Origin of the sequence: Nocardia flavorosea NBRC 108225 (genome assembly GCF_001613385.1) — a bacterium.
GTDB lineage: Bacteria > Actinomycetota > Actinomycetes > Mycobacteriales > Mycobacteriaceae > Nocardia > Nocardia flavorosea.
In genome coordinates, this window is the sequence record NZ_BDCG01000023.1 from 68396 (window position 1) to 92601 (window position 24206).

General features: G+C 68.9%; 18 protein-coding genes. 10 read left to right on the forward strand and 8 right to left on the reverse strand.

What is annotated here, in order from left to right:
* Positions 1-27 precede the first annotated feature (27 nt).
* Positions 28-1497 (reverse strand): NAD(P)/FAD-dependent oxidoreductase, encoded by a 1470-nt coding sequence (locus NFL01S_RS29650; RefSeq protein WP_062979620.1) that lies wholly within the window; start codon positions 1495-1497, stop codon positions 28-30.
* 250 nt (positions 1498-1747) lie between these two features.
* Between NFL01S_RS29650 and NFL01S_RS29655 the strand changes: the two genes are divergently transcribed.
* Entirely contained in the window at positions 1748-3232 is a 1485-nt protein-coding gene (locus NFL01S_RS29655) for a cytochrome P450 (RefSeq protein ID WP_062979621.1), read from the forward strand.
* Positions 3233-3316: 84 nt separating this feature from the next.
* On the opposite strand, the gene NFL01S_RS29660 is transcribed toward NFL01S_RS29655, so the two are convergent.
* Entirely contained in the window at positions 3317-4159 is an 843-nt protein-coding gene (locus tag NFL01S_RS29660; protein WP_062979622.1) for a serine hydrolase, read from the reverse strand.
* An 88-nt stretch (positions 4160-4247) separates the two neighbouring features.
* Entirely contained in the window at positions 4248-4460 is a 213-nt protein-coding gene (locus NFL01S_RS29665; protein WP_062979623.1) for a hypothetical protein, read from the reverse strand.
* Between the two features lie 327 nt (positions 4461-4787).
* Here NFL01S_RS29665 and recC point away from each other — a divergent pair, with 327 nt between their 5' ends.
* Genes recC through recD form a run of 3 tightly spaced genes read left to right on the forward strand, consistent with a single transcriptional unit; the run spans position 4788 to position 13727 of the window.
* Positions 4788-8417, forward strand: a complete 3630-nt coding sequence (gene recC, locus NFL01S_RS29670) for an exodeoxyribonuclease V subunit gamma (protein ID WP_062979624.1) — start codon at positions 4788-4790, stop codon at positions 8415-8417.
* A gap of 34 nt (positions 8418-8451) precedes the next feature.
* Positions 8452-11811: a UvrD-helicase domain-containing protein gene (locus tag NFL01S_RS29675; RefSeq protein ID WP_062979625.1), complete on the forward strand. Its 3360-nt coding sequence runs from the start codon at positions 8452-8454 to the stop codon at positions 11809-11811.
* Positions 11808-13727: an exodeoxyribonuclease V subunit alpha gene (gene recD / locus NFL01S_RS29680; RefSeq protein WP_062979626.1), complete on the forward strand. Its 1920-nt coding sequence runs from the start codon at positions 11808-11810 to the stop codon at positions 13725-13727. Before NFL01S_RS29675 ends, recD begins: the two co-directional genes overlap by 4 nt.
* On the opposite strand, the gene NFL01S_RS29685 is transcribed toward recD, so the two are convergent.
* Entirely contained in the window at positions 13706-14494 is a 789-nt protein-coding gene (locus tag NFL01S_RS29685; protein ID WP_084493370.1) for a TetR/AcrR family transcriptional regulator, read from the reverse strand. The genes recD and NFL01S_RS29685 overlap by 22 nt on opposite strands.
* Before the next feature lie 180 nt (positions 14495-14674).
* On the opposite strand from NFL01S_RS29685, the gene NFL01S_RS29690 reads away from it, so the two are divergent.
* Positions 14675-16246 (forward strand): succinic semialdehyde dehydrogenase, encoded by a 1572-nt coding sequence (locus NFL01S_RS29690; protein ID WP_062979726.1) that lies wholly within the window; start codon positions 14675-14677, stop codon positions 16244-16246.
* A gap of 60 nt (positions 16247-16306) precedes the next feature.
* On the forward strand, positions 16307-17134 hold the full coding sequence (locus NFL01S_RS29695; protein ID WP_062979627.1) for an SDR family NAD(P)-dependent oxidoreductase: 828 nt from the start codon (positions 16307-16309) through the stop codon (positions 17132-17134).
* Here NFL01S_RS29695 and NFL01S_RS29700 read toward each other — a convergent pair.
* Positions 17118-17933, reverse strand: coding sequence for a putative protein N(5)-glutamine methyltransferase (locus NFL01S_RS29700; RefSeq protein WP_062979628.1), 816 nt, complete (start codon positions 17931-17933; stop codon positions 17118-17120). The genes NFL01S_RS29695 and NFL01S_RS29700 overlap by 17 nt on opposite strands.
* Positions 17934-18006: 73 nt before the next feature.
* Complete coding sequence (locus NFL01S_RS29705; protein ID WP_062979629.1) at positions 18007-18606, reverse strand: TetR/AcrR family transcriptional regulator; 600 nt, start codon at positions 18604-18606, stop codon at positions 18007-18009.
* Between the two features lie 117 nt (positions 18607-18723).
* Between NFL01S_RS29705 and NFL01S_RS29710 the strand changes: the two genes are divergently transcribed.
* Positions 18724-19545 carry an SDR family NAD(P)-dependent oxidoreductase gene (locus NFL01S_RS29710; protein ID WP_218019641.1) on the forward strand — a complete coding sequence of 274 codons (822 nt, stop codon included), beginning with the start codon at positions 18724-18726 and terminating at the stop codon, positions 19543-19545.
* A gap of 153 nt (positions 19546-19698) precedes the next feature.
* On the opposite strand, the gene NFL01S_RS29715 is transcribed toward NFL01S_RS29710, so the two are convergent.
* Positions 19699-20328 carry an NUDIX hydrolase gene (locus tag NFL01S_RS29715; RefSeq protein ID WP_084493385.1) on the reverse strand — a complete coding sequence of 210 codons (630 nt, stop codon included), beginning with the start codon at positions 20326-20328 and terminating at the stop codon, positions 19699-19701.
* 147 nt (positions 20329-20475) lie between these two features.
* Here NFL01S_RS29715 and galT point away from each other — a divergent pair, with 147 nt between their 5' ends.
* Positions 20476-21597 (forward strand): galactose-1-phosphate uridylyltransferase, encoded by a 1122-nt coding sequence (galT, locus tag NFL01S_RS29720; RefSeq protein WP_062979631.1) that lies wholly within the window; start codon positions 20476-20478, stop codon positions 21595-21597.
* Here the strand turns inward: galT and NFL01S_RS29725 are convergent, their stop codons facing one another.
* On the reverse strand, positions 21598-22473 hold the full coding sequence (locus NFL01S_RS29725) for a YdcF family protein (protein WP_245670950.1): 876 nt from the start codon (positions 22471-22473) through the stop codon (positions 21598-21600).
* Between the two features lie 256 nt (positions 22474-22729).
* Between NFL01S_RS29725 and NFL01S_RS29730 the strand changes: the two genes are divergently transcribed.
* A complete protein-coding gene (locus NFL01S_RS29730; protein WP_062979729.1) occupies positions 22730-23605 on the forward strand; it encodes a bifunctional 5,10-methylenetetrahydrofolate dehydrogenase/5,10-methenyltetrahydrofolate cyclohydrolase in 876 nt (291 codons plus the stop codon).
* Positions 23606-23715: 110 nt separating this feature from the next.
* Positions 23716-24198, forward strand: coding sequence for a cation:proton antiporter regulatory subunit (locus NFL01S_RS29735; RefSeq protein ID WP_062979632.1), 483 nt, complete (start codon positions 23716-23718; stop codon positions 24196-24198).
* Positions 24199-24206: the final 8 nt, after the last annotated feature.

Below are 24206 nucleotides of genomic sequence, written 5' to 3' on the forward strand. Positions count from 1 at the left end.
AGGGTCTGCGCCTGGGATGTCGGCCGGTCAGCCGACTTTACGATCGCCCCCGGTTTTCCCGGCCGGATCGGCGACCCCGTTGCCGGCGGGGTTGGCCTGCGAGGAGCCGGGCGGTCGCCGCCCCGCCGCCCCGCGCACGATTTCCTCGCCCTCTTCGCTGTTGCCGTACACCGCCTCCAATGCGAGACGCGCGAAGATCCACTGTTCGGTGGCCGCCATCTGGCCGCGCCCACGGCCGAGGAAGGTCACGAACCATTGGATGATCGTGATGATCCGGCTCCGGTAGCCGACGAGGTAGTACAGGTGCAGCGCCAGCCAGGCCAGCCACGCGATGAAACCGCCGAATTCCAGCTTCCCCACCTGGCAGACCGCGCTGAACCGCGAGATGGTCGCCATGCTGCCCTTGTTGAAATATTTGAACTGCCGCCGGTCCGCCGGAGTCTGCTTACCCGCCACCTCGGCCTTGATCTGCTTGGCGGCGTAGGTGGCCCCCTGGATCGCGCCCTGGGCCTGTCCGGGGACATCGGGTACCGACATCAGGTCGCCGACCACGAAGACGTTGGGGTGTCCCTTGATGGTGAGATCGGGTTCCACCACCACCCGGCCCGCGCGGTCCACTTCGGTACCGTCCGAACGGTCGGCCAGCATCTTGCCCAGCGGGCTGGCCTGCACTCCCGCGGACCACACCTTGCAGGCGGATTCGATCCGCCGGGTGGTGCCGTCCTCGTCCTTCACTGTCACGCCGTGCGCGTCGACATCGGTCACCAGGGCGTTCAACTGGATCTCCACACCCATGGATTCGAGCCGGCGTTGCGCCTTGCCGCCCAGTTTCGGCCCCATGGGGCCGAGTACTGCGCCCGCACCTTCGACCAGGATCACCCGGGCGTCACGCGGGTCGATGTTGTGGAAGGTTCCCTCGAGGGTGCGGTCGGACAGTTCGGCGATCTGGCCCGCCAGTTCGACCCCGGTGGGGCCGGCGCCCACCACCACGAAGGTGAGCAACCTGTCGCGCTCCTCCTGCGTCCGCGCGACCTCGGCCTGTTCGAAGGAGCCCAGAATGCGGCCGCGTAGTTCGAGGGCGTCGTCGATGGTCTTCATACCGGGCGCGAAGGTGGCGAACTGGTCGTTGCCGAAATACGACTGCTGTGCGCCGGTCGCGACGATGAGGCTGTCGTAGGGAGTTACGGTCGACTCGCCGAGTAGTACCGAGGTGACGGTGCGCTCTGTCAGGTCGATATCGGTGACCTCGCCCAACAGGACCTGGGCGTTCTTCTGTTTCCGGAGCACCAGCCGGGTCGCGGGCGCGATCTCGCCGACGGACAGGATTCCGGTGGCCACCTGGTAGAGCAGGGGCTGGAAAAGGTGGGTCGTGCTCTTGGAGATGAGGGTGACGTCGACGTCGGCTCGCGCGAGGTGTTTGGTCCCGAACAGTCCGCCGAACCCGGATCCGATCACCACGACGCGGTGCCGGCCGTTCCCAACAGGTTGCGTGCTCATGGTCGCTCCTCGCCAGCGGTGGGCCGGTGCTGCCCGTGATGATCATGTCCGACAACGCACACGGTAGTTGCAGTACCCGTCGAGGACACAGTCCGACGCTGTTGTTCACTCGTGGTGGTGTGGCAACTCACCACGATAGCGATCGCGTGACGGTCTCGAGGTAGGCGAGTAGGTACCGATTCGGTCGAAATCGCCCGGTCTGTTGCAACAAAGAGAATAGGATGGGTGCTATCTCTCAGGAGGTTCCACCATGGTCACCGTCGACCGTGCCGCCACGCGAGCGTCGCGGGCGCGCACCGATACCGAGAATTCGGCGCTCATCGAAATCCCGCGGCGCCGCGCACTCGACCGGCTGCTGTTGCAGGTCCCCGAGCGGCCGCGAACCCTGGCCAGCCCGCCGGACCGGCACCATACCGTCGCGGTACGCGGCGACGGGGGCCTACCCTATCTGGGGCGCACCTTCCATTACATGCGCTGGGGTCCGGCCGAGATGCTGGATCGGTACCGCCGGTTCGGCCCGGTCACCCTCAACAGTTCGATGGGTATGGACCGGGTGTTCGCCGCGGGGCCGGACGCGCTCGACGAAGTGGTCGGCCGGCGACGCCGCGATTTCGGGCAGGGCTGGGACTATTTCATCGGCCCGTTCTTCCGGCGCGGTCTGCTACTGCTCGAATTCGACGAGCATATGTTCCACCGGCGCATCATGCAGCAGGCATTCACCCGGGAGCGCCTGGAGGCGCATCTGGCCGAACTGACGCCGGCCGTCCGGTCGGCCATCGGCCGCTGGGTGCCCGAGGGCGCGGGGGCGAGCCGGACCGTACAGCTGTTTCCCGCCATCAAAGAACTGGCGCTGGATATCGCCGGCGAAACGTTCATGGCGCTCGAGGTGGGCGAAGAGCGCAGGAAACTGACCGACGCGTTCGTGGCCTGTACGCATGCCGGGCTGGCACTGGTCCGGCACAATGTGCCCGGCGGCAAATGGCGGGCCGGGTTACGCGGCCGCAAGGTGCTCGAGGAGTACTTCCGCGGGATGCTGCCGCAGAAGCGGCGCAGCGATGCCCCGGACTTCTTCTCCGGTCTATGCCACGCACGCGCCGAGGACGGTTCGGTCTTCAGCGACGACGATGTGGTGAACCATATGATCTTCCTGATCATGGCCGCGCACGACACCACGACCACCACCGCCACCGCGGTTGCCTACTACCTGGGCAAACACCCGCAGTGGCAGCAGAAGGTGCGCGACGAGGTCCTGGCGCTGGATCTGACGAACGATTCGCCGGCCATCGCCGATCTGGACAGCCTGCGCACTCTGGACCTGGTGGTGAAGGAAAGCCTGCGGCTGATGCCTCCGGTGCCCGGAATGGTGCGGCGCGCGGTCCGCGATACCGAGATCTGCGGGCACTACATTCCCGCCGGAACCCCCGTCGACCTCGGCTATCAGGTCAACCATCTGCTCACCGAATTGTGGACCGATCCAGAGGTTTTCGATCCGCTGCGGTTCTCCGACGAGCGCCGGGAGGACAAATCCCATCGGCTCGCCTGGATGCCGTTCGGTGCGGGTTCGCATAAGTGCATCGGTATGCATTTCGGCACGTTCGAGGTGAAGACGATCATCTCCGCCCTGGTCCGCGACTACGCGTGGAGCTTCCCGGAGAACTATCGCATGCCCTGGGGTTTCACCACGATCCCGTTCCCGCGCGACGACGCCCCGATGCGGTTGCGGCGTCTCACCTGAGACACCGGGGGCGCCCGGCGCCGGCTCCCCGTTTTCGTCAGGGACCGGTGCCGGGCGCTCCCGGATACGGTTCGGGCCGATGGTTCAGCGGCCGGACAGCAAGTATTCGGCGACCGTGGTATCGGTTTCGGCGCCGACCTGGTAGCCGCCTTCACCGTTCATCGCCGTCATGATGGCCAGGGTGTAGCGCTCACCCGGCCCGGCGAAACCGACCGAGTTCACCACCCAGCCGCCCTGCTCCTCGGACCAGCCGTTCTTCAGGCCTGGCCGCATTGCGGAGCCGGCGCCCCAGACACCCCAGTGCTGATTGGAATCGACGCGGCGCATGAGGTCCAGCAGGTAGGCGCGGTCGTCGGGATGCATCCGGTCCAGCACATTGGACATGAGCCGGTCGAGATCGGCCGCGGTGGTCTTCTGGAATGCCCAGTGCGGCCCGGGATTGGGCGAGGGCTGCGGCGCCAGGCTGGTCATCCCGTTGGCGCGGAAGGCATTGTTGAAAGCCATCCGGTCCAGGCCCGCGTACTTGTTCCAGAGGATATCGGTGGCCTGGTCATTGGAGGTCGACATCATCTGCTCGATGAGCCCCCGATCCTCCGGCGGCAGGGTGATGGCGCCGACACGGGCCCGGTTGAGCAGATCCTGCGCGATGGCAAGTTTGATCGTCGACGCGGTCCACACCATATCTTCGGCGTGCGGGCTGGCGTAGACCGCGCCGGTGTCCCGATCGCGGATCACATAACCGGTGACACCCGGTCGCGATTCGAGATACGAGTTGACGGTTTCGATACGGCCGGCGAGATCGCAGTCGAAACCGTGCGCGCAACCCTGGGTGTGCGCGAGCGGAACGGCATCGGCCGCGGGCGGGCCCGCGGGCACACCGGCGAACATGATCGCGGCGGCGGCCAGGACTGTGGCGGGTGCGGCCATACGGGGCGCAGCACCGGTGAGCAGGGGGTAACGCACGAGGGAACACCTTGTCACATCGGCGCTCGGCGCGCACGTTTTCCGTGATCCGCTAGTGGACCCGGGCCGTTGCCTTCAGATCGGCCACCGGGCGGCCGTTGAGGCGGTAGCAGTGCTCGAATGCCTCGGTGTGCTGATCACGGGGCCACGAATGCAGAACGACGGTCCGCCCGTAATGCCGGGAGTTGACCAGCTCCCACCGGTCCCCGGAGCGGCGGACGGTGAATCCGTCTCTCGGTATCAGGGGAACAACCAGCGCTTTCATCGACGCGAACCAGCCTTTCGTGCGGTAACCCGTTCCTCCCGGGGTTGCACTGTGACACAGCGCCTCCGCCGGATCCCGGCCATCCGGCCGCGTGTCGGTGACTCATGTGCGCTAAATCACTGTGCGGAACGACTGAATATCGGGTAGAAGCGTTCAGCGCTAGGGACATTCGGGTGATGACCACCTGTCCGGGGGTTGTCCTACGCCGTCGTGGGGGGTGACCCGGCGCTGTCGGTGGCGGGGCGTATAAACGGGTGGACGAGAGAGCTGCCCGAGCTGTGCAGATGCGGGCGGATACCGGCGATCGGACCGAGCGGAAGGGCGGAGATGGCGCTGCACATCCACCGTGCCGAACGCGCGGATGCGCTCGCCGGCGCGCTCGCGGCGGTCCTCGCCGATCCGCTACCGGATCCGTTCGCCACGGAAGTGGTCGCGGTACCCGCCAAAGGTGTGGAGCGCTGGCTGGCGCAACAACTCTCGGGTGTGCTGGGGGCGGCGCCCGGTACCGGCGACGGGATCGCGGCCAATATTCGCTTCCCGGCCCCGGCCGTGCTGGTGGAGGAGGTGCTGGCCCAGGTCACCGGCGTCGCCGCGCAGGCGGATCCATGGGCCCACGACCGGGTGGTCTGGACGCTGCTGCGGGTGATCGACGAGGCGGTGCACGAACCGTGGTGCGTGGTACTGGCGCACCATCTCGGGCTGGAACCGGCCGGTACTGCCGAAGCCGCACCCGCTTCCGGGCCGGCCGCCGCGGAGCACCGGCTCGGGCGGCGGTATGCCACGGCGGCGCGGCTGGCCACGCTGTTCGACGGGTATGCGATCCAGCGTCCCCACCTGATCACCGAATGGGCGGACGGCGCCGATACCGACGGTACCGGGCGGCCGCTCCCGGACGATCTGGTCTGGCAACCCGCCCTGTGGCGCCGGTTGCGCGCGGCCGTCGGCGCCCCCGGCCCGGCGGAGCGGCTGCACACCGCGTGTGCACGCCTGCGGGCGGAACCGCGCGCTGTCACCCTGCCCGATCGCCTATCGCTCTTCGGAGCGACGAGGCTGCCCGCGGGACACCTGGCGGTACTCACCGCCCTGGCCGAACATCGCGACCTACATCTGTGGCTGACGCATCCGAGTCCGGCTCTGTGGAACGCGCTGGACCGGCGCCGCCGGGCTCCGGGCCGGCCGGTCGACTCCGGGATCGTCGCGGCCGCCGCACCGTTCGCCGGGGTCTCGGAGGTGGCGAACTCGGCGCCGCGTTCGCGCTCAGCGCCCGGCGCGGGTCCAGCGGTGGTCCGGGCGCCGGGATCGGTCTCCGGCACCGACCCGCTGCTTTCTGTGGAAAGCGCACGGGTGGAGGATGTTTCGGCCCGTTCGGTGCGGCATCCACTGCTGGCGGGGCTGAGTCGCGATATCCGGGAACTACAACTGCGGTTGCCGCCTGCGGGCACCGATACCCACCATCCGGCGGTGCCGGGCCCCGTGCCCGCCGAGGCGAGTGCGTCGGATCAGCCTGTCGGCGAAAAGGCCGTGGCCGCCGCCGGTTCTGTCGACGACCGATACGGCCCGAAGCCGCCGGCGACCCTGCTGGAGGCGCTCCAGGCACATATCCGTGACGACGACTGGCCGCCTGTCGCCGGTCGGCACACCGGCGACCGCAGCGTGCAGATCCACGCCTGTCACGGTCCCGTGCGGCAGGTGGAGGTTCTGCGGGAATGCCTGCTCGGACTGTTCGCCGCCGACCCCACCCTGGAACCGCGCGATGTCGTGATCATGTGTCCGGAGGTCGAATCCTTCGCCCCTCTGGTGCGGGCGTCGTTCGGTCAACCCGCACCGGCCGGTATCGAGGCATCGGATGTTGTGGCGCACCCCGGGCACCGGTTACGGGTACGTCTCGCCGACCGTGGGCGTGGCGCGACCAATCCGCTACTGGCTGTGGTGGCGCAACTGCTGGAGCTGGCGCGGGGGCGGGTCACCGTCACCGAGGTCCTGGATCTGGCCGCCTGCGAACCCGTACGCCGGGCATGCGCATTCGACGACGACGATATCGAGCGGATGCGGGAGTGGGCCGTCGAGGCAGGCGCCCGGTGGGGGATCGGCCGCCGGCAGCGGCATGCGTTCGGCCTCGGCGAATTCGAACAGAACACCCTCAACGCCGCGCTGGACCGGATCCTGCTGGGTGTCACCGCCGACGAGAGTTCACAGGACTGGCTGGACCGGGTCCTCCCGCTCGATGATGTGGACAGCAACGATATCGACCTGGCGGGCCGGTTCGCCGAATACATCGATCGCCTCGCCTCGATCCTGCGCGACCTCCAGGGGCCCGCACCGGCCGCGGAATGGTCGGCGATCCTGGGTCGCGCCCTCGACCTGCTCACCGATGTCGCCCCGTCACAGGAGTGGGTACGTACCGAGGCGCGGCGGGAACTGGCGGCCGCGACGGCCTTCGCCGCGGATACCGTACTGCGGCTCGCCGATATCACCGAACTGCTGCAGAGCCGCCTGGCCGCCGCCCCGACCCGGGCTAATTTCCGCACGGGCGAGCTGACGGTTTGCACCATGACCCCGATGCGCTCGGTGCCGCACCGGGTGGTGGTGTTGCTCGGCGTGGACGACGAGGTATTTCCGCGTGGCCCCGGCCTCGACGGTGACGATATTCCCGCGCGCGATCCCCTGCTGGGGGAACGGGATCCGCGGTCGGAGGATCGGCAGTTGCTGCTGGATGCGATCATGGCCGCCCGCGACACCCTGGTGGTGTTGCATACCGGTGCCGACCCGGTGACGGGTGCCTACCGTCCGCCCGCCGTACCCGTTGCGGAGCTACTCGATACCGTGCGAGCACATATCGGACCGGAGGGTATGCCCACGGTCCTCACCCGCCACCCCCTGCAACCACACGACCGGCGCAATTTTGCCGCCGCGGCGCCGTTCTCCTTCGACACCGCTGCCTATGCGGGCGCACAGGCGACGGTGCGTACCGTGGAACCCGCCGCCGGCCCTTTCACCCGGATCCTGCCCGCGGCGGAGACCACCGAGATCGGTTTGGCCGAGTTGATCGCCTTCCTGGAACATCCGGTGCGCGGATTCCTGTGGCAGCGGCTGGGTGTGCGGATCCCCGACCAGGAAGAGGAGATCACCGATCGGCTGCCGATCGAATTCGGCGGCCTCGACACCTGGGCGCTCGGCGAGCGGATGCTGACCGCGCGGCTGGCCGGAGCCGATCCCGCAGAGCTGCGGGCGGCGGAATGGCGGCGCGGCACCTTGCCGCCGGCCGAACTGGGACGTGCAGTACTCGACCAGGTGGAACGTACGGTCGATACGCTGTTCCGTGCCGCCGCACCGGACTATGCGCAACCGCCCCGCGATATCGATATCGCCGTCGATCTCGGCGGCGGCCGGCGGCTGACGGGCACGGTCGCCGAGGTGCGCGGTGATCTGCTGGTGCGTAGCACGTACTCCAGGGTCGCGCCGAAACATCGGTTGGCGGCCTGGGTTTCGGTGCTCGCGCTGGCGGCGACCGAGGAGCGGTCGTGGCGGGCCGCGGTGACCGGGCGTGGCCGGTTCCCGACGCCCGCCTGGCGCGCCGAACTCACTGCGCCCGCCGCGGACGAGGCGAGTGGTCTGCTGCGGACATTGGTCGCACTACGCGATGCGGGCCTGGCCGAACCCCTGCCGATCCCGACCGCTACCACCGCCGCCTACGCCGAGGCACGGTTCCGGCGCCTCCCGCCGGAGGAAGCCATGGTCGCGGCCGATCGCGAATTCGGCGGCGGGGACAAGAAACGTGATTTCGCCGAACACACCGACCGGAATGTGCGCTACGTATGGGGTCCGGCGCCGGATCTGAGCCGGCTCACCGCCGCCGCGGCGCCCGACGGTGAGCCCGTGGAAAGTACGCGGTTCGGATCCATCGCCCGCCGCCTCTGGGTGCCTCTGTTGCGGGCCGAACAGCAAGGGGCGCCATGAAAATTACGCGCAGCGGATACGTCAGGCGGATCCTATGACAGCCACCGCCACCACGCCATCCGCGGCCGGTGACACCTTCGCGCTCTGCGATGCGCTGCCGGGCGGCACCACTGTGCTGGAGGCCAGTGCGGGCACCGGGAAAACATATGCGATCGTCGGCCTGGCGGTCCGCTATGTCGCCGAGGCGGCGATCCCGATATCACGGCTACTGCTGGTGACCTTCAGCCGCGCAGCCACCCAGGAACTGCGGGAACGGACGCGTGACCGGTTCGTGGCCGTCGCCGCGGCGCTGGCCGATCCGGTGGCCGCACGTACAGCGGCCGATGAGTTGGTGCGGCATCTGGCGACCGCCGAACCCGGCGAGGTGGCGGCCCGCCGGGCCCGGTTGCGCACTGCACTCTCCGATTTCGATGCCGGGGTGATCGCCACCACGCACAGTTTCTGCCGGCGCATGCTGGCCGAACTCGGTGTCGCCGGTGATCTCGACCCCGGTGTGCGGCTGGTGGAGGAGGCCGACGACCTCACCCGCGCGGTGATCGACGACCTGTATCTGAGCCGTTATGCGCGCACGCCCGCGCCGTTCACGATCAAACAGGCCCACCGGTTCGCGCTCGCCGCGGTGCGGGACCGGCAGGCGGTTCTCGCGCCGGACACCGATGATGTGTCGGCGCAGCGGGTTGCTTTCGCCGAGGCGGTCCGTGCGGAGACCGAACGACGCAAAAGGCTTTCGAGCGTCCGGGATTTCGATGACCTGCTGGTTCTGCTACGCGATATCCTCGCCGACCCGGTACGCGGTCCCGGCGCGTGCCGCCGCATTCGCGACCGGTATCCGGTGGTGCTGGTGGACGAGTTCCAGGACACCGACCCGCTGCAATGGGAGATCCTGTACCACGCATTCCACGGTCACAACACGCTGGTGCTGGTGGGTGATCCCAAACAGGCGATCTATGCGTTCCGCGGCGCCGAAGTGCTCAGCTATCTCGACGCGGTGGGATATGCGACCGCCCGGCGCGAACTCGCCACCAACCGCCGCAGCGACGCCGGCCTGCTGCGGGCGCTCGATCACCTGCTCGGCGGGGCCGCGCTCGGGCACGACGACATCGTGGTGCCCACGGTCAGCGCGACCCAGCCCTGGACCCGATTGCGGGGCCCCGCCGAACTGGTCACGGCGTTGCGGCTGCGGTGTCTGCCGCGCACCGGAGCCGGGCCTCGGGGTATGTCGGGCTTTCCGAATATTCACCGGCAGCGTGCCCGGGTCGCCGCGGATCTGGCGGGCGATATCGTCGCGCTGCTGGAGTCGGGCACGATTCTCACCGAGGCGACCGGCCGGCGGCTCGCTGCGCACAACGGCTCCACCGGCGAGGGGCCGGTGGAGGAGGGGCGCCCACTGGGGCCCGGCGATATCGCGGTGCTCGTGCGCACCCACACCCAGTTGGAGGTCGTCCGGGAGGCGCTCGAACGCGCGGGAGTGCCTGTCGTACTGACGAGTGGCAGCAGTGTTTTCGGTACTCCGAGCGCCACCGATTGGCTGTGGGTACTGTCCGCGCTCGAACAGCCGCATCGCGCGGACCGGGTGCGGCTGGCCGCCCTCACTCCGCTGTTCGGGTACACCAGCACCGAAATGGATACCGGCGGCGCGGATCTGGTGGGGCGGGTCAGTGCCGAACTGCGCGATGCAGCCCGCCTGTTCGCCCGTGCGGGCTTTGCGGCCGTTTTCGAGGAGCTCGCCGCCGCGACCCGGCTGGTGCCGCGGTTGCTGGCCGTCGAGCACGGTGAGCGCCGGCTGACCGATATCCGCCAGCTGGCCCACTTGCTCGACGAGGTCTCGGCGAGCGAGGGTTTCGGGCTCACCGCGTTGACCAGATGGCTCACCGACCGTATCCGTGAACCCGGTTCGGGTTCGGTGGCCGGGCGCAGCCGGCGGCTGGACCGTGATCTGGCCGCGGTGCAACTGGCCACCGTGCACGCGAGCAAGGGGCTCGAATTCCCGATCGTGTACCTGCCGTTCGCCTGGGACAGTTCGGCCGATCCGAAACCGGCGACTCTGCTGATGCACGAGGACGGGGCACGGGTGCTCGATATCGGCGGTCCGGATGCGCCGGGCTACAACGCCCGCAAGGAGCGCGCGGACAGCGAATCGGCGGGTGAGGAACTGCGGCTGTGCTATGTGGCGCTGACCCGGGCGTGCTGCCAGGTGGTCGCCTGGTGGGCGCCGTCGTTCGGGACCGCGGTCGCCCCGCTGCACCGGTTGCTGTTCGGCCGGACGCCGGAGTCGGCGCAGCCGAAACCACGCGCTCCGGTCGACGAGGACGCGGCGGTGGTGGACCGGATCCGGGCCTGGGCCGCCGGCGCGGCGGAGACCATCTCGGTCACGGCGGCGGACCCGGGGTCGGAGGTGCCGGTGTTCCACGGGCGTGCCGGCGCTGCCGAGGGCGCACTCGCGGTGGCGCGCTTCGACCGGAAGCTGGACGAGCAGTGGCGGCGGACCTCCTACTCGGCGCTCACCGCCGCGGCGCACAATAGAGTGCCCGGCACCGAACCGGAGGAGGCCGTGGGCCCGGACGACGAACCGGAAGCCCCGGTGCCGCCGGCCGAACCCGAGCCGGGTACCGCCTCGCTCATGAATGCACTGCCCTACGGCGCGGAATTCGGCACCCTGGTGCATGCGGTGCTGGAGCGGGTGAGCACCGATGCTGCCGACCCGGCCGCCGAGGTGCGTGCCCGCTGCGGCGAAGCGGTGGGCGAGATGCTGTCGGAGGCCGATCCGGACCTGCTGGCGGAGGCGCTGCTCGCCGTACTGCGCACTCCGATCGGTTTCGGCGCCCTCGCCGATATCCCCGACCGGGACCGATTGTGCGAACTCGAATTCGAACTGCCCCTCGCGGGCGGGGACACACCCGCCGCGGGATCGGCGACGCTGCACCGGATCGCGGCGCTGGTGCGGACCCGGCTGGGCCCCGGCGATCCCTTCCAAACCTACGCCGACGAACTCGGCGCCCTGGACGACACCCCGTTACGTGGATACCTCACCGGCAGTATCGATGCCGTGCTGCGCACGCCCGACGGCCGGTTCGTCGTGGTCGACTACAAGACGAACCGGCTGGGCACCGGCGATCTCACCGTGGCGCACTACACCTGTGACCGGATGGCCGCCGAGATGATCCGGTCGCACTATCCGCTGCAGGCGCTGCTGTATTCGGTGGCATTGCACCGGTACCTGCGCTGGCGGCTGCCCGGCTACGACCCTGCGGAGCATCTCGGCGGTATCCGCTACCTGTTCGTCCGCGGCATGATCGGACCGGAGACCCCCGACGGTGCGGGAGTCTTCGATTGGACGCCGCCGCCCGTCCTGATCACCGAGTTGTCCGAGCTGCTCGCCGGAGGTGGGTCGTGATTCCGATCCGGGTGGCGCAGCGCGGGCGCGGAATACTGCGGGAATTCAACGAGGCCGGAGTGCTGTCGGCCGCGGACGTACATGTGGCCGCCCGCCTGGGCCGGCTCGCGGGGGAGGATCGCGAACCGGTGTTGTTCGCGGCGGCGCTGGCGGTACGCGCGGTGCGGTCGGGGTCGGTCTGCCTGGACCTCACCAGGATGCGGGATATCGGCGTCGATACCGACGACGAACATCCCGATCAGCTCGACCTCACCGAATTGCCCTGGCCCGACGAACAATCGGTGATCGACGCGGTGCGTGACAGCCCGCTCGTCCGCGGCGGTCCGGCCGGTCCGCTACGGCCGTTGCGGCTCACCGAACCGGCCCGGCCGGGAGCCGGCCCGCTGCTCTACTTGGACCGGTACTACCGGCAGGAGCAAACCATCCGCCGGGTGCTCACCGCGCGGGCGTCCGGCCATCCGGCCGCCGACCCGGCCGTGGTGTGCCGTGAACTCGATCTGCTCTTCGGCCCGGCGGGCGATACCCCGGACCGGCAGCGCCTCGCCGCGGCTCTGGCCGCCACCCAGTGGACAACCGTTGTCGCCGGCGGACCCGGCACCGGGAAAACGCATACCATCGCCCGGATCCTCGCGCTGCTCGTCGCGCTCCGCGCCGCCGAACCGGGGGGCGCGCCGCTGCGGATCGCGCTGGCCGCGCCCACCGGTAAGGCGGCGGCCCGATTGCAGGAGGCCGTCCGCGATCAGGCCGGGCCCCTCGGCCTCCCGGAACTCTCCGCGGCGACATTGCACCGCCTGCTGGGCTGGCAGCGCGGTCGCAGTACCCGGTTCCGCTATCACGAACACAATCGCCTGCCCTACGACGTGGTCGTGGTGGACGAGACCTCCATGGTTTCGCTGACCATGATGAGCCGGTTGCTCGCCGCGCTACGCCCGGATACCCGGCTGGTGCTGGCCGGAGACCCGGATCAGCTCGCCTCGGTGGATGCGGGGGCGGTGCTCGCGGACTTGGTGGCCGCGCCGTTCCCGGGCGAGCCCGATCCGGCCTTCGAGACGATTCTCGCCGCCGACCGCGGATTCGCCGGTGTGTCCGCACAGGCCGGGACGCCGGAAGCCGCCGAGGTGCTCACCGACTCCGAGCGTGAACGGTTGCGCGGCGGGATCGTCCGGCTCACCCGCGGTCGCCGGTTCGGCGGCCGGATCGCCGATCTGGCGGTGGCCGTCCGCGCCGGGGATACCGAGGCAGCGCTGGAACTGCTGGGGTCCGGCGGGGATACGCTCGAACTGCTCGGTCCCGACGATATCGCCGCCGTCCGGGCCGATACCGTCGCTACCGCGCAGCGGGTCACCGCCGCGGCGGCGGCGGGGGACGCGGCGGCAGCGCTGACCGCGTTCGAATCGCATCGCCTGCTGTGTGCTCATCGCCGGGGCCCGTACGGGGTGGAGCATTGGGATCGGACGGCGGCCGAATGGGCTGCCGCCGCGGGCGCGAGTGCGGATCACCGGTCCGGTCCCTGGTATCCGGGACAACCGCTGCTGGTGACGGCCAATGATCACGAGGCGCGGATCTACAACGGCGATACCGGTGTGGTCGTGAGCCGCCCGGACGGCTCACTGCGGGTGGCATTGCAGCGGGGCGAGGAACCGCTGCTGATCCATCCGACCCGATTCCCCGCCGTGGTCACGGTGTTCGCGATGACGATCCACCGCAGCCAGGGCAGTCAATACGATGCGGTGACCATAGTCCTGCCGGAGCCCGGATCGAGCCTGCTGACGCGGGAACTCCTGTATACCGCCATCACTCGCGCTCGCCGGCACGTGCGCATCCTGGGAACCGAGGACGCCATCCGCGCCGCGATCGACCGGCATGTACTGCGCGCCAGCGGACTCAGCCTCGATCAGGCCGATCGACTTTCCTGACCGGTGGCAGCGGCTCCGCCGACATCCTCCGGCGCGGCAGGGAACAACCCGGGCAGTCCCATGGCGTACCGGAAATCGGCGGTATTGCCCAGTGTCGCCAGCACGACGCGGATCATGGTGAGCCGGGCCTGGGCGACGGTGGCCGGATCGGGTTCGCCCCCGGGTTCGGAGGCGGCCGAGATCCGGTACACCACGTACTCGCAGACGTGCAGGGCGGCATCGAGATCCAGCGGTGCCGGCACCGAGCGACCCAGTTGCGTGAACTCGGCGCGAACGTTGTCGCGGATCCCGTCGAGCGCGGCATTGCGGTACGCCGAGACCGGTGAGGCCGGATCGTGGAGTTCGGCGAACAGCGGCCGCAGCATCGCGCCGTGTCCGCGGGCCCAGTCCAGGTAGGCGTCGATCAGCCGGATGCCGAGTTCCACGCCCTCACCGGTGGCCTCGAGCGCGGCCGCGATCCCGCCGACCAGTTCCGCGTTCGACACCTCCAGCAGCACATGCAGCGGTTCGGTGGCGTTGGCGAAATACCGGTAGAACGTGGGCCGGGAGATACCTGCCTGGTCGATGATCCGCGCCACGCTCAGGCCACGGGAACCGGCGCGGGTGAAGACCTCGCCGGTGGCGTCGACGATCCGGGCGCGTACTTGTTCGGCCTGTGCCCGGGTCTGCGGCGGCCGGCCTCGCCGCGCCGGGCGGGCGCCGGCGGGGCGGCGAGGCGATTCGGTGACACCCGCCTGGCCGTCACGGCTCGGTTCCGGGGTATTCATGCGGTACCTGCCCGTCCGGCTGTGAGATCCCACAGCCGGCGCAGGTGCCGGGCTGTTGTCCGCACCGTGGCTCTTGACACTCCGCACCGCACGAGCATTACATTAACACCACTGTTCAAATAATCACCGTGCCGCGGATCGCCGATCGCGGCACTCCCTCGATCCAGGAGAATGCCGACGATGACGACCGCCCAGCGTCCCGCCGCCACCGGTGCCCTCACTCCGGACCTGGTCGAACGGCTGATCGCCCGGGCCGCGGCCGGTGGTGCGCCTGCCGTCGCGGTCCACGCACCGGTCACCGGCGAGCCGATCGCCGAACTGCCGCAATCGTCGGTCGCCGATATCGAGGCCGCCTTCGAGCGGGCCCGCACGGCCCAGCGGCAGTGGGCGCAGGTGCCGGTCCGGGAGCGTGCCGCGGTCCTGCGCCGCTTCCACGATCTCGTGCTGGCCGAACAGGACACCGTCCTCGATATCGTCCAGACCGAAACCGGTAAGTCCCGCGTGCACGCCTTCGACGAGGTCGGCGATGTCGCGGTGAATTCCCGGTACTACGCCGCCACCGCAGCCAAACTGCTGGCCCGGCGCAATCCGCGCGGAGTGCTGCCGGTGCTCACCGATGTGCAGGTGCGGCAGCGGCCCAAGGGGGTGGTCGCGGTGATCTCGCCGTGGAACTATCCGCTGGCGCTGGCGGTTTCGGATGCACTGCCGGCTCTGGTCGCCGGGAACGCGGTGGTGGGCCGCCCGGACAACCAGACCGCGCTCACCGCGCTGTGGGCGGTCGACGCGGCCGTCCGGGCCGGCCTGCCCGAGGGGCTGTGGCAGATCGTGCTCGGCCGCGGCTCGGTGATCGGCGGCGAAGTGATCGACCGCGCCGACTATGTCGACTACACCGGTTCCAGCGCCACCGGCCGGACCATCGGCCGCCAGGCGGGGGAGCGGTTGATCGGTTGTTCACTCGAACTGGGCGGGAAGAATCCGCTGCTCGTCCTCTCCGACGCCGATCCGGTGGCAGCCGCCAAAACCGCTGTCCGGGCGAGTTTCGCCTCGGCCGGGCAGTTGTGCGAATCGATGGAACGCATCTATGTCCACGAATCGGTCTACGAGCGGTTCGTCGGCGAATTCGTGACGGCGGTAAAGGCACTGAAGTTGGGATCCCCGCTGGACTACACCACCGATATGGGTTCGCTGACCTTCCCGCGCCAGCTCGATACCGTCCGCGCTCATGTCGACGACGCGGTGGCCAAGGGGGCCACCGTACTGGCCGGCGGTGTGCACCGGCCCGACCTCGGCCCCTACTTCTACGAACCCACCGTGCTCACCGGTGTCACCGCCGAAATGACGGTGTACCGGGAAGAGACCTTCGGCCCCGTCGTCTCGGTGTACAAGGTCGCCAGTGACGACGAGGCGGTCACCCAGGCCAACGACACCCCATACGGTCTCAATGCCAGCGTGTGGTCGCGTAGTGCGGCCCGGGGACGTGAATTCGCGGCCCGGATCAACGCCGGCTCGGTCAATGTGAACGAGGGTTTCATCGCGGCGTGGGGGAGCGCGGACGCACCGTCCGGCGGTGTGGGAATTTCCGGTACCGGCCGCCGGCACGGTCCCGAGGGCCTGCTGAAGTACGTCGACACCCAGACCATCGCGGTCCAGCGCATGCTGCCGATCGCGCCACTGCCGGGGATGTCGGAGGCGATGTGGGCGAAAACCATGACACTGTATTTCCGGGTCATGAAAACTCTGCGCCAGAAATAGGCACGGCCGGAAACGGTCCGCAACCCCTGATTTCGCTGCGATGACAAAGGATCCGAATCGATGAAACTCGACACGGTGGCCGGCAAGAAGGTGCTGATCACCGGTGCTGCCATGGGCCTGGGCAAACTGTTCGCCGAACAGGCGGTACGCGAAGGCGCCGCCGCGGTGGTTCTCTGGGATGTCGACGAGACCGCCCTGCGCGCGACCGCGGCCGAACTCACCGCGGCCTCCGGTGCGATCCACACCCGTACCGTCGATATCTCCGATCGTGAGGCCGTTGCGGCCGCCGCCGAATCGGTGCGGGTGGATGTGGGCGATATCGACGTCCTGGTGAACAATGCCGGAATCGTGCGGGGGAATTCGTACTTCTGGGAGACGAAGGACCGCGACGATATCGAGCGGACCATGGCCATCAACGCGCTGGCGCCGATGTATGTGACCCTGGAATTCTTGCCGGCCATGGTCGTGGGAACCGCCGAGGCACGCGTGCTCACCATCGCTTCCTCGGCCGGTCTGGTGCACAATCCGCGGATGAGCGTCTACGCCGCATCGAAATGGGCCGCGCTGGGCTGGTCGGATTCGGTGCGGATCGAACTGGGCCAGGCCGGGCACGACCATGTCAAGGTCACCACCTTCTGCCCGACCTATATCAATACGGGCATGTTCGAGGGCGCCACGGGTTTCTGGTTCACGCCGATCCTCGACCAGCACAAGGTGGTGGCGACCGCGTGGGCGGAGATGAAGAAAGGCACCCCCGTGGTGATCATGCCGTGGACTTCCCGCCTCAACAAGGTCCTCTCCGGTGTCCTGCCGCTGAAACTGCGGGATCTGTTCCTGAACACCGTCGGGGTGTATCACTCGATGGACGAGTTCAAGGGCCGGAAGTAGCGGTCGCAGGCAGGCCGATCGCCACGGTCGCGCCGAGTTCGGCGGAGCGGGCGATCCGCGCCGCGAAGCCGTTGGCCGTGAGCAATACCGTGGCGGCGGGGATCTGAGCGGTACCGATCTCTATCAGTAGACCGCCGCCGGGCGCCAGCCAGGAGGACGCGGACGCGGCGACGCGACGAGCGAGAGCCAGCCCGTCCGGACCGCCGTCGAGTGCGGACGCCGGTTCGTGATCGCGGGCCTCGGGCGGCATCTGTGCCAGGGACTCCGACGGTACGTACGGAGTGTTCGCCAGCACGATATCGACCCGCCCGCGTAGCCGCGCGGGCAGCGCGTCGAACAGATCACCCCGAAAGACCCGCCCGCCGACACCCGCGAGGTTGCGGCGGGCGCAGTCGGCCGCCACCGGGTCGATATCGGCGGCGTACAGGTCCGGTAATGGGTCGGGGTGATCGGCGAGTTCGCTGATCAGGGCCAGCCCCAGAGCGCCCGAACCGCAGCACAGATCCACCACCGTGCGCGGCGGGGCGGCCCGGGCCAGGGCGAGCGCCTCGTCCACCAGTAGCGCCGAACGCCGCCGCGGGACGAAGACCCCGGCCCGTACACCCACCCGCAGCCCTTTGAATTCGGCCCAGCCCAGGACGTACTCCAACGGGTTCCCGGCGACCCGCCGCGCCACGAGTCCGGCCAGTTCGGCGGTGGATCGGGCGGTGTGCACGAGCAGCCGTGCCTCGTCCTCGGCGAAAACGCATCCCGCGGCGCGGAGCTCCCTGGTGACGGCCTCGATATCGAAAGCGGGCATGGGCACAGTCTGTCGGGTGTATCGGTCCGGCGCACCGGATTATGAACCGTGCCGCGGTCGGACGGCGCCTGCGTCAAGGGCGGAAAGCGCGCAGCGTGTTGTCGACCAGAGCATCGGCGTACTCGTCGGTGAGCGGCCCGGTGCGCAGCAGCCACCGCTGGAAAAGGGGCGCGTAGAGCATTTCCGATACGAGGTCGAGATCGGCGGCCGGGTCGAGCTGACCTGATTTCTGAGCGCTGCGCAGCCGCGCCTTCTTGGCTTCGTCGACCGGGCGGGCCAGCGTTTCGCGGTACCGCGCCGCGAGTTCCGGATCGTGGATGAGCGCGGAATTGAGTGCCCTGATGGGGCGCTCGAATTCGGGGTCGGCGAATTCGGCGGCGGTGGCGCGCAGGACGAGTTTGAGGTCGGCGGCGAGATCACCGGTATCCGGTAGTTCGATGCCGGCGCCGTCGGCGGATTCGCTCAGTGCCAGAAAGGAGTCGAAGATCACCGCGCCCTTCGACGACCACCATCGGTAGATCGTTTGTTTCCCGACACCGGCCCGGGCCGCGATCGCCTCGATGGACACCTTCGCGTATCCCGATTCGGCGATCAGCTCCCGGGTGGCGGCGAGGATGGCCTGCCGAGACCTTTCGCTGCGCCGTGAGCGGTCAGGAGTCCGGTCGGTGGTCATGCGCACAGTGTAGCAATCCAACGAGACGCAACGGTTCGTTTGACTTCCTTGTTGCACGGCGACATACTCGATGACACGAACCGAGGCGGTCCGTCTCGTATGAGAAGGGTGAATATCGTGATAACCACACGAACCTGGTTCATCACCGGTGCTACGCGCGGCCTGGGCCGGGCTTTCACGGAAGCGGCACTGGCTGCGGGCGACCGGGTTGTCGCGGTGGCCCGCAATACCGAACCGCTGGACGACCTGAGCGCCGCCCATCCCGGCGCACTGGTCCGGTTCTCGCTGGACGTTTCCGATCGCAGTGCCGTATTCGCCGGGGTCGAACGGGCCTTCGCCGCGTTCGGGCGCATCGATATCGTGGTCAACAATGCGGGCGCGATGTTGTACGGCATGGTCGAAGAGGCCACCGAGGAGCAGATCCGCGCCCATTTCGACGTGAATTTCTTCGGCGCCGTCTGGGTTTCGCAAGCGGTGGTGCCCCGGCTGCGGGCACAGGGCGGCGGCCGGATCCTGCAGGTGAGCTCGATGGGAAGCGGTGGGGGGATGGCGTCCGTCGGGTTCTACGGAGCCGGTAAAGCGGCGCTGGACTCGTTCGGCCAGGCGCTGGCGATGGAGGTGGCCTCGTTCGGAATCAAGGTCACCAGCCTGCAGATGGGTGGTTACGACACCGGGCTGTTCACCGCCGGCACCACCGCGACCGATCCGCTCCCGGAATACGGGGCCCTCCGGGAGGAGATGGCCGCGATGTGGGGGTCCGACGCCGGACCGGATCCGGCCACCGCCGCGGCCGCGATCATGCGGCTGGTGGACGTGCCGGATCCGCCGCGCGCGCTCATCGTCGGCAGCCGGTCCTACGACCTGGTCCAGGAGATGGAGCGCGACCGGGGAACGTTGCGTCAGGAGTGGGAGGATCTCAGCCGTTCGGCTCCGGGCTGAATCGCGCCACGAGAGACAGGACCGTGGGGAGCGGAGGGCGGTTCCTCTTCAAGGCACAACCGTGCTGCCCTGCCACGTGGATGTTGCTGGGCCGGCATGCGGAACGGGCACCGGTTCGACCGGCCTCTTCTGCTGGGCCGCGGCGCGCGATCGTCACGGTGGCGGGTCGCGGAACGCCCAGACCGCGGCCGGGCGGCCGGTAGCCCTGGTGCGGCGCCGCTCCCCGGTTCTCACCAGCCCGGGGATCGCGGCCAGGGTGCGGTTGAGATTGGCCGCGTCCGGCCGGGCGCCCATCAGTGAGGCGGCGAGATCGACGGCGCGGGTGGCCGGGAATTGTGCATCCAGCAGTGCGCGGGTGAGTGGGAGATCTTTCCACAGCAAGCCCGCGAGCAGACCGCGCGCGGCACCCACGATGCTGTTGTGGTCGAAGGCCAAGTCCGGTGGCTCGTCGAACGACACCCACTGTGCCGGCCCCTCGTGCGGTCCGGTCACCGCCCACATGACGATCGACAGGGTGGGTCCGCGCGGATCCCGGTTCGGTTCGTCGAAGGTCACCAGCTGTCCGACCGGCCCGAGGGCGGCGGGCGGGACGCCGAGCTTGGTGTGCACCGCCCGGGCCGCGGCATCGGCCAGGCGTTCGCCCCGGCCCAGCAACACCCCCGGGAGCGCGAGCCGGCCCGTGAACGGTTCGTGGCCGCGGGCCGCGATGCCGAACGTGACCGCGGCGTCCGCGGCCCAGAACCGCAACGCCACGACATCCACCGATACCGCCGATTGGTCCACGGCCCCATACTGCCGCATCCGGGCCCCGCAACCCATGGATCCGGCGCGGGCGGACAGCCCGCCGGGTGTCGTCACCACACGACAGCCGGGGGCCCGCCGGTCGCGGAGAGGGGGCCCGGGGCCTGCCCGGCTGGTTATCGTGAAGGCGTGCCGAACCGTATCGTGAAGCGCAGTGCGACCCTGGCCGACGGCCGGGACCTCATCTACTACGACGATGCCGATACGCGGCTCGGTCCCGAACGCCGGATCGACAACCGGCCGCTGGAACCCCGGCCACCGACCGCCACCATGCGCCAGGATGTGCTGAACGGCGAGTGGATCTCGGTCGCCGCCGCTCGGCAGGGCCGCGTAGTACTGCCCCCGGCCGACCGCGACCCCTTGGCTCCGCAGACACCGGACAACCCGTCGGAGGTCCCGGATCTCTACGATGTGGCCGTTTTCGAGAACCGTTCGCCGTCCTTCGGGCCCGCACTCCCCGGCGACGGTACGGGCGTGGTCGCGGCACCGGCCGGGCTCGCCGATATCAACGACCTCGGGTTCGGCCGGGAACGCGTGGCGGTCGGACGTTGTGAGGTGGTTTGTTTCAGCCCCGAACACGAAGGATCCTTCGGCAATCTCACGCCGAGCCGGGCGCGCACTGTGATCGAGGCCTGGGCCGACCGCACCGCCGTGCTGTCGGAACTGCCGGGCATCGAGCAGGTTTTCGTTTTCGAGAACCGCGGAAAGGCGATCGGTGTCACGCTGCCGCATCCGCACGGTCAGATCTACGCCTACCCGTATGTGACGCCGCGGACCATGCGGGTGCTCGAATCGGTGCGCCGGCTCGGACCCGATCTGTTCCAGCGCATCCTGGAGAACGAACGCGCCGGCGACCGGGTGGTGCTGGCGGGTGAGATGTGGACGGCGTTCGTTCCGTTCGCGGCACGCTGGCCGATCGAGGTCCATCTGCTGCCGCATCGGCATATCCCCGATCTCGCGGCGGCGAACGACGCGGAGCGCGACGAACTGGTCACGCTCTACCTGCGGCTGCTCCGCGGGATCGATGCGCTGTACGAGGATCCGACGCCGTATATCGCGGCGTGGCATCAGGCGCCGGTACACACCGGCCGCGATACCGTCCGGCTGCATCTGCAGCTGACCTCGATCCGCCGCGGAGCGGACAAGATCAAGTATCTGGCCGGGTCCGAGGCCGCGATGGGGGCCTTCGTCGCCGATATCGTTCCGGAGGAGGCGGCCGCCCGGATCCGGGCGGCCGTCGCCACCGGGTGATCAGCGACTGGTGCTGAGCTGGAAGGTGCGGGTCGCGTCCAGATAGATGCTGTACTGCGCCTGTTTGCTCGGCGGCGGCAATTGGGAGACCAGCTGGTTCAGCGAGGTCGTAGCACCCACCACCGGAATTCCTGCGACGTAGAGATCGGCCACCGCACGCCGGATATGGTTCGGCGAGGTGACCGCCACCGCGCCGGTGGCGCCGAGACCGTGCAGGATTTCCGCGCTGAACAGCGCATTCTGCACGGTGGAGCCGGCCCGGTCCTCCACATGGATCCGGCTCGCCGGAATTCCGCGTCCCACCAGCCAGTTACGCATGGCCTCGGCTTCGGTGATCCCGTTGCTGGGGTTGTACCCGCTCACCACGATGGGGGAGAACGGCGAGGCGATGGCCTGCAACCAGGCAGCCTGCAGCCGATCGGCGAGTTCGGGCCGGGGCGTGCCGTCGGGCAGCAGACCGAAACCGAACACCACGATGCCGGTGTTCGGTCCGACCAGGGCGGGCAGCGGATTGGGAAGGGTGGCGATGCCCGCACCGATCCCGTGCAGGACACGGTCGGTGCCCGCGGCCATCTCCGGGTCGACGACCCGCAGCCGCCCCATGGCGTCGTTCATGGCCGGGATATCACCGGCGTAATGAGACCAGATCGCCTGCAGCGACAGGGCCTCGGCATCGGCCGGGTCGCGGCCGATGAGTTCGCGCAGATCGGCGCGACCGGCATCCGAGTCGCCTTCGGTGAAATGACGCTGGGCGGAGTTGTAGAGTGCGTCCGTTTCGGGGCCGGCATGAGCGGGCGCGCCGAAAAGACCGGTGAGAGAAATACTTGCTGCTGCGGCGATGGCCACCAGATATTGCAGACCTCTGCGATTGTGCACTACGGCGACACCTTTCCACGGGGGAGTTGGTTCTCGTAGGGATCGGGTCGGAACTGACGGATTTGCGGTACGTGGGAACTCACCATAGAGCCGAACAGGGCCGCGACCGCGGATTTGCGGCTGTCCGACTCGTGACATGTCTCAAACCCGGCAGCGCCGGCTTACCGCTGATCCGGCGGTATCCTCGCGGCCGCTACGCCGTGTCGCACGACGCCCTCGCGTACCGCATGCCGCCACGGCGCTAGGGTGGATGCTCGTGGATACCGCATCGCTGACCGGGAAAGATCTCGCTGCCGCTCTCAACGCGGAGACGACCGCGCGGGCGCAGGCCCGCACCGAGCAGATCGGCCGGGCACCGCGCCTGGCGTTGATCGTCGCCAACGACGATCCGGCCAGCGCCTGGTACGTCAACTCGTTGAGGAAATCGGCCGCCAACCGCGGTATCGAGTGCGACACAGTCGATCTGGGTGCCGATGCCTCGGCCGATATGTTGCGGACCGAACTGTCCGTGCGCAGCGCCGACCCGGCCACCGATGCGATCATGCTGCAGACCCCGCTCCCGGCCGGGGTGAGCCTCGACGACGTCTCCCCGGCGATCGCCGCCACCAAAGATGTGGACGGGGTGAGCCCACTGTCGCTGGGCCTGCTCACCGCCGGATCGGCCGGCTTTGCGCCGGCCACCGCCGAGGCCGTGGTCGAATTGCTGAAACATCACGGTATTGCGCTCGAAGGGCGCCACGTCGCCATCGTCGGCCGCTCCAATGTGGTCGGCAAACCGCTGGCCCAGCTACTGCTGGCGGAAAACGCCACGGTCACCGTGTGCCATTCCCGTACCACCGATCTCCCCGCGGTGACCGCCGCCGCCGATATCGTGGTCGCCGCCGCCGGCCGGATCGGGCTGGTGACCGGCGCCAATCTGCGTCCCGGCGCGGTGGTGATCGATGTGGGGACCAACGAATCGGCCGACGGCTCGATCGTCGGCGATGTGGACCCGGAGTCGGTCCGGGGCACGGCGGCCGGGCTGAGTCCGGTGCCGGGCGGAGTCGGTCCGGTGACCACCGCGCTGCTCATGCGGCACGTGGTGATCGCGGCCGAACAGGCCGGCCGGACCGCTGATACCGCGCCTGCGTGACTTCGGTCCACCGGGGTTGTGGCCTGCGGGTTTCGCCACCGTCCCGGTTCGGGTAGGGCTAGGGAGTACGGTCCATCGGACCGTACCTACAGTCGAGTTAAGGTGACATCGTGAATGTCGAAGTGACACCCTTGCCTGGGATAGGCGTACGCAAGGATTTTCCACTCACCACCGTGCGCCGGCGGATCGGGGTCGTCGACCACAAGGACGGGACGATCGACCTGATCTTCACCAAGATCGGCGATCCCGATGCCACCACGCAGATTCCGATGACCGAGGCCGAGGCCGGGACTCTCGCCAATCTGTTGGGGGCGCCGCAGCTGGTGGGTCAGCTGCGCAACGAATACCGCGATATGGACGGGGTGAACACCCGGCAGTTGCCGGTCGGTGAGAACTCGCCGTACGACGGGCGGACGCTGGGGGAGACGCGGATGCGTACCCGCACCAAGGTCTCCATCGTGGCCGTGATGCGCGCAGGCCAGACCATGCCGGCACCGGGGCCCGATTTCGTGTTCACCGGGGGCGATGTGCTGATCGTGGTGGGGACTTCCGAGGGGCTCGACAGCGCCGCGGACATCCTGAAAGACGGCTGATCCTCCGG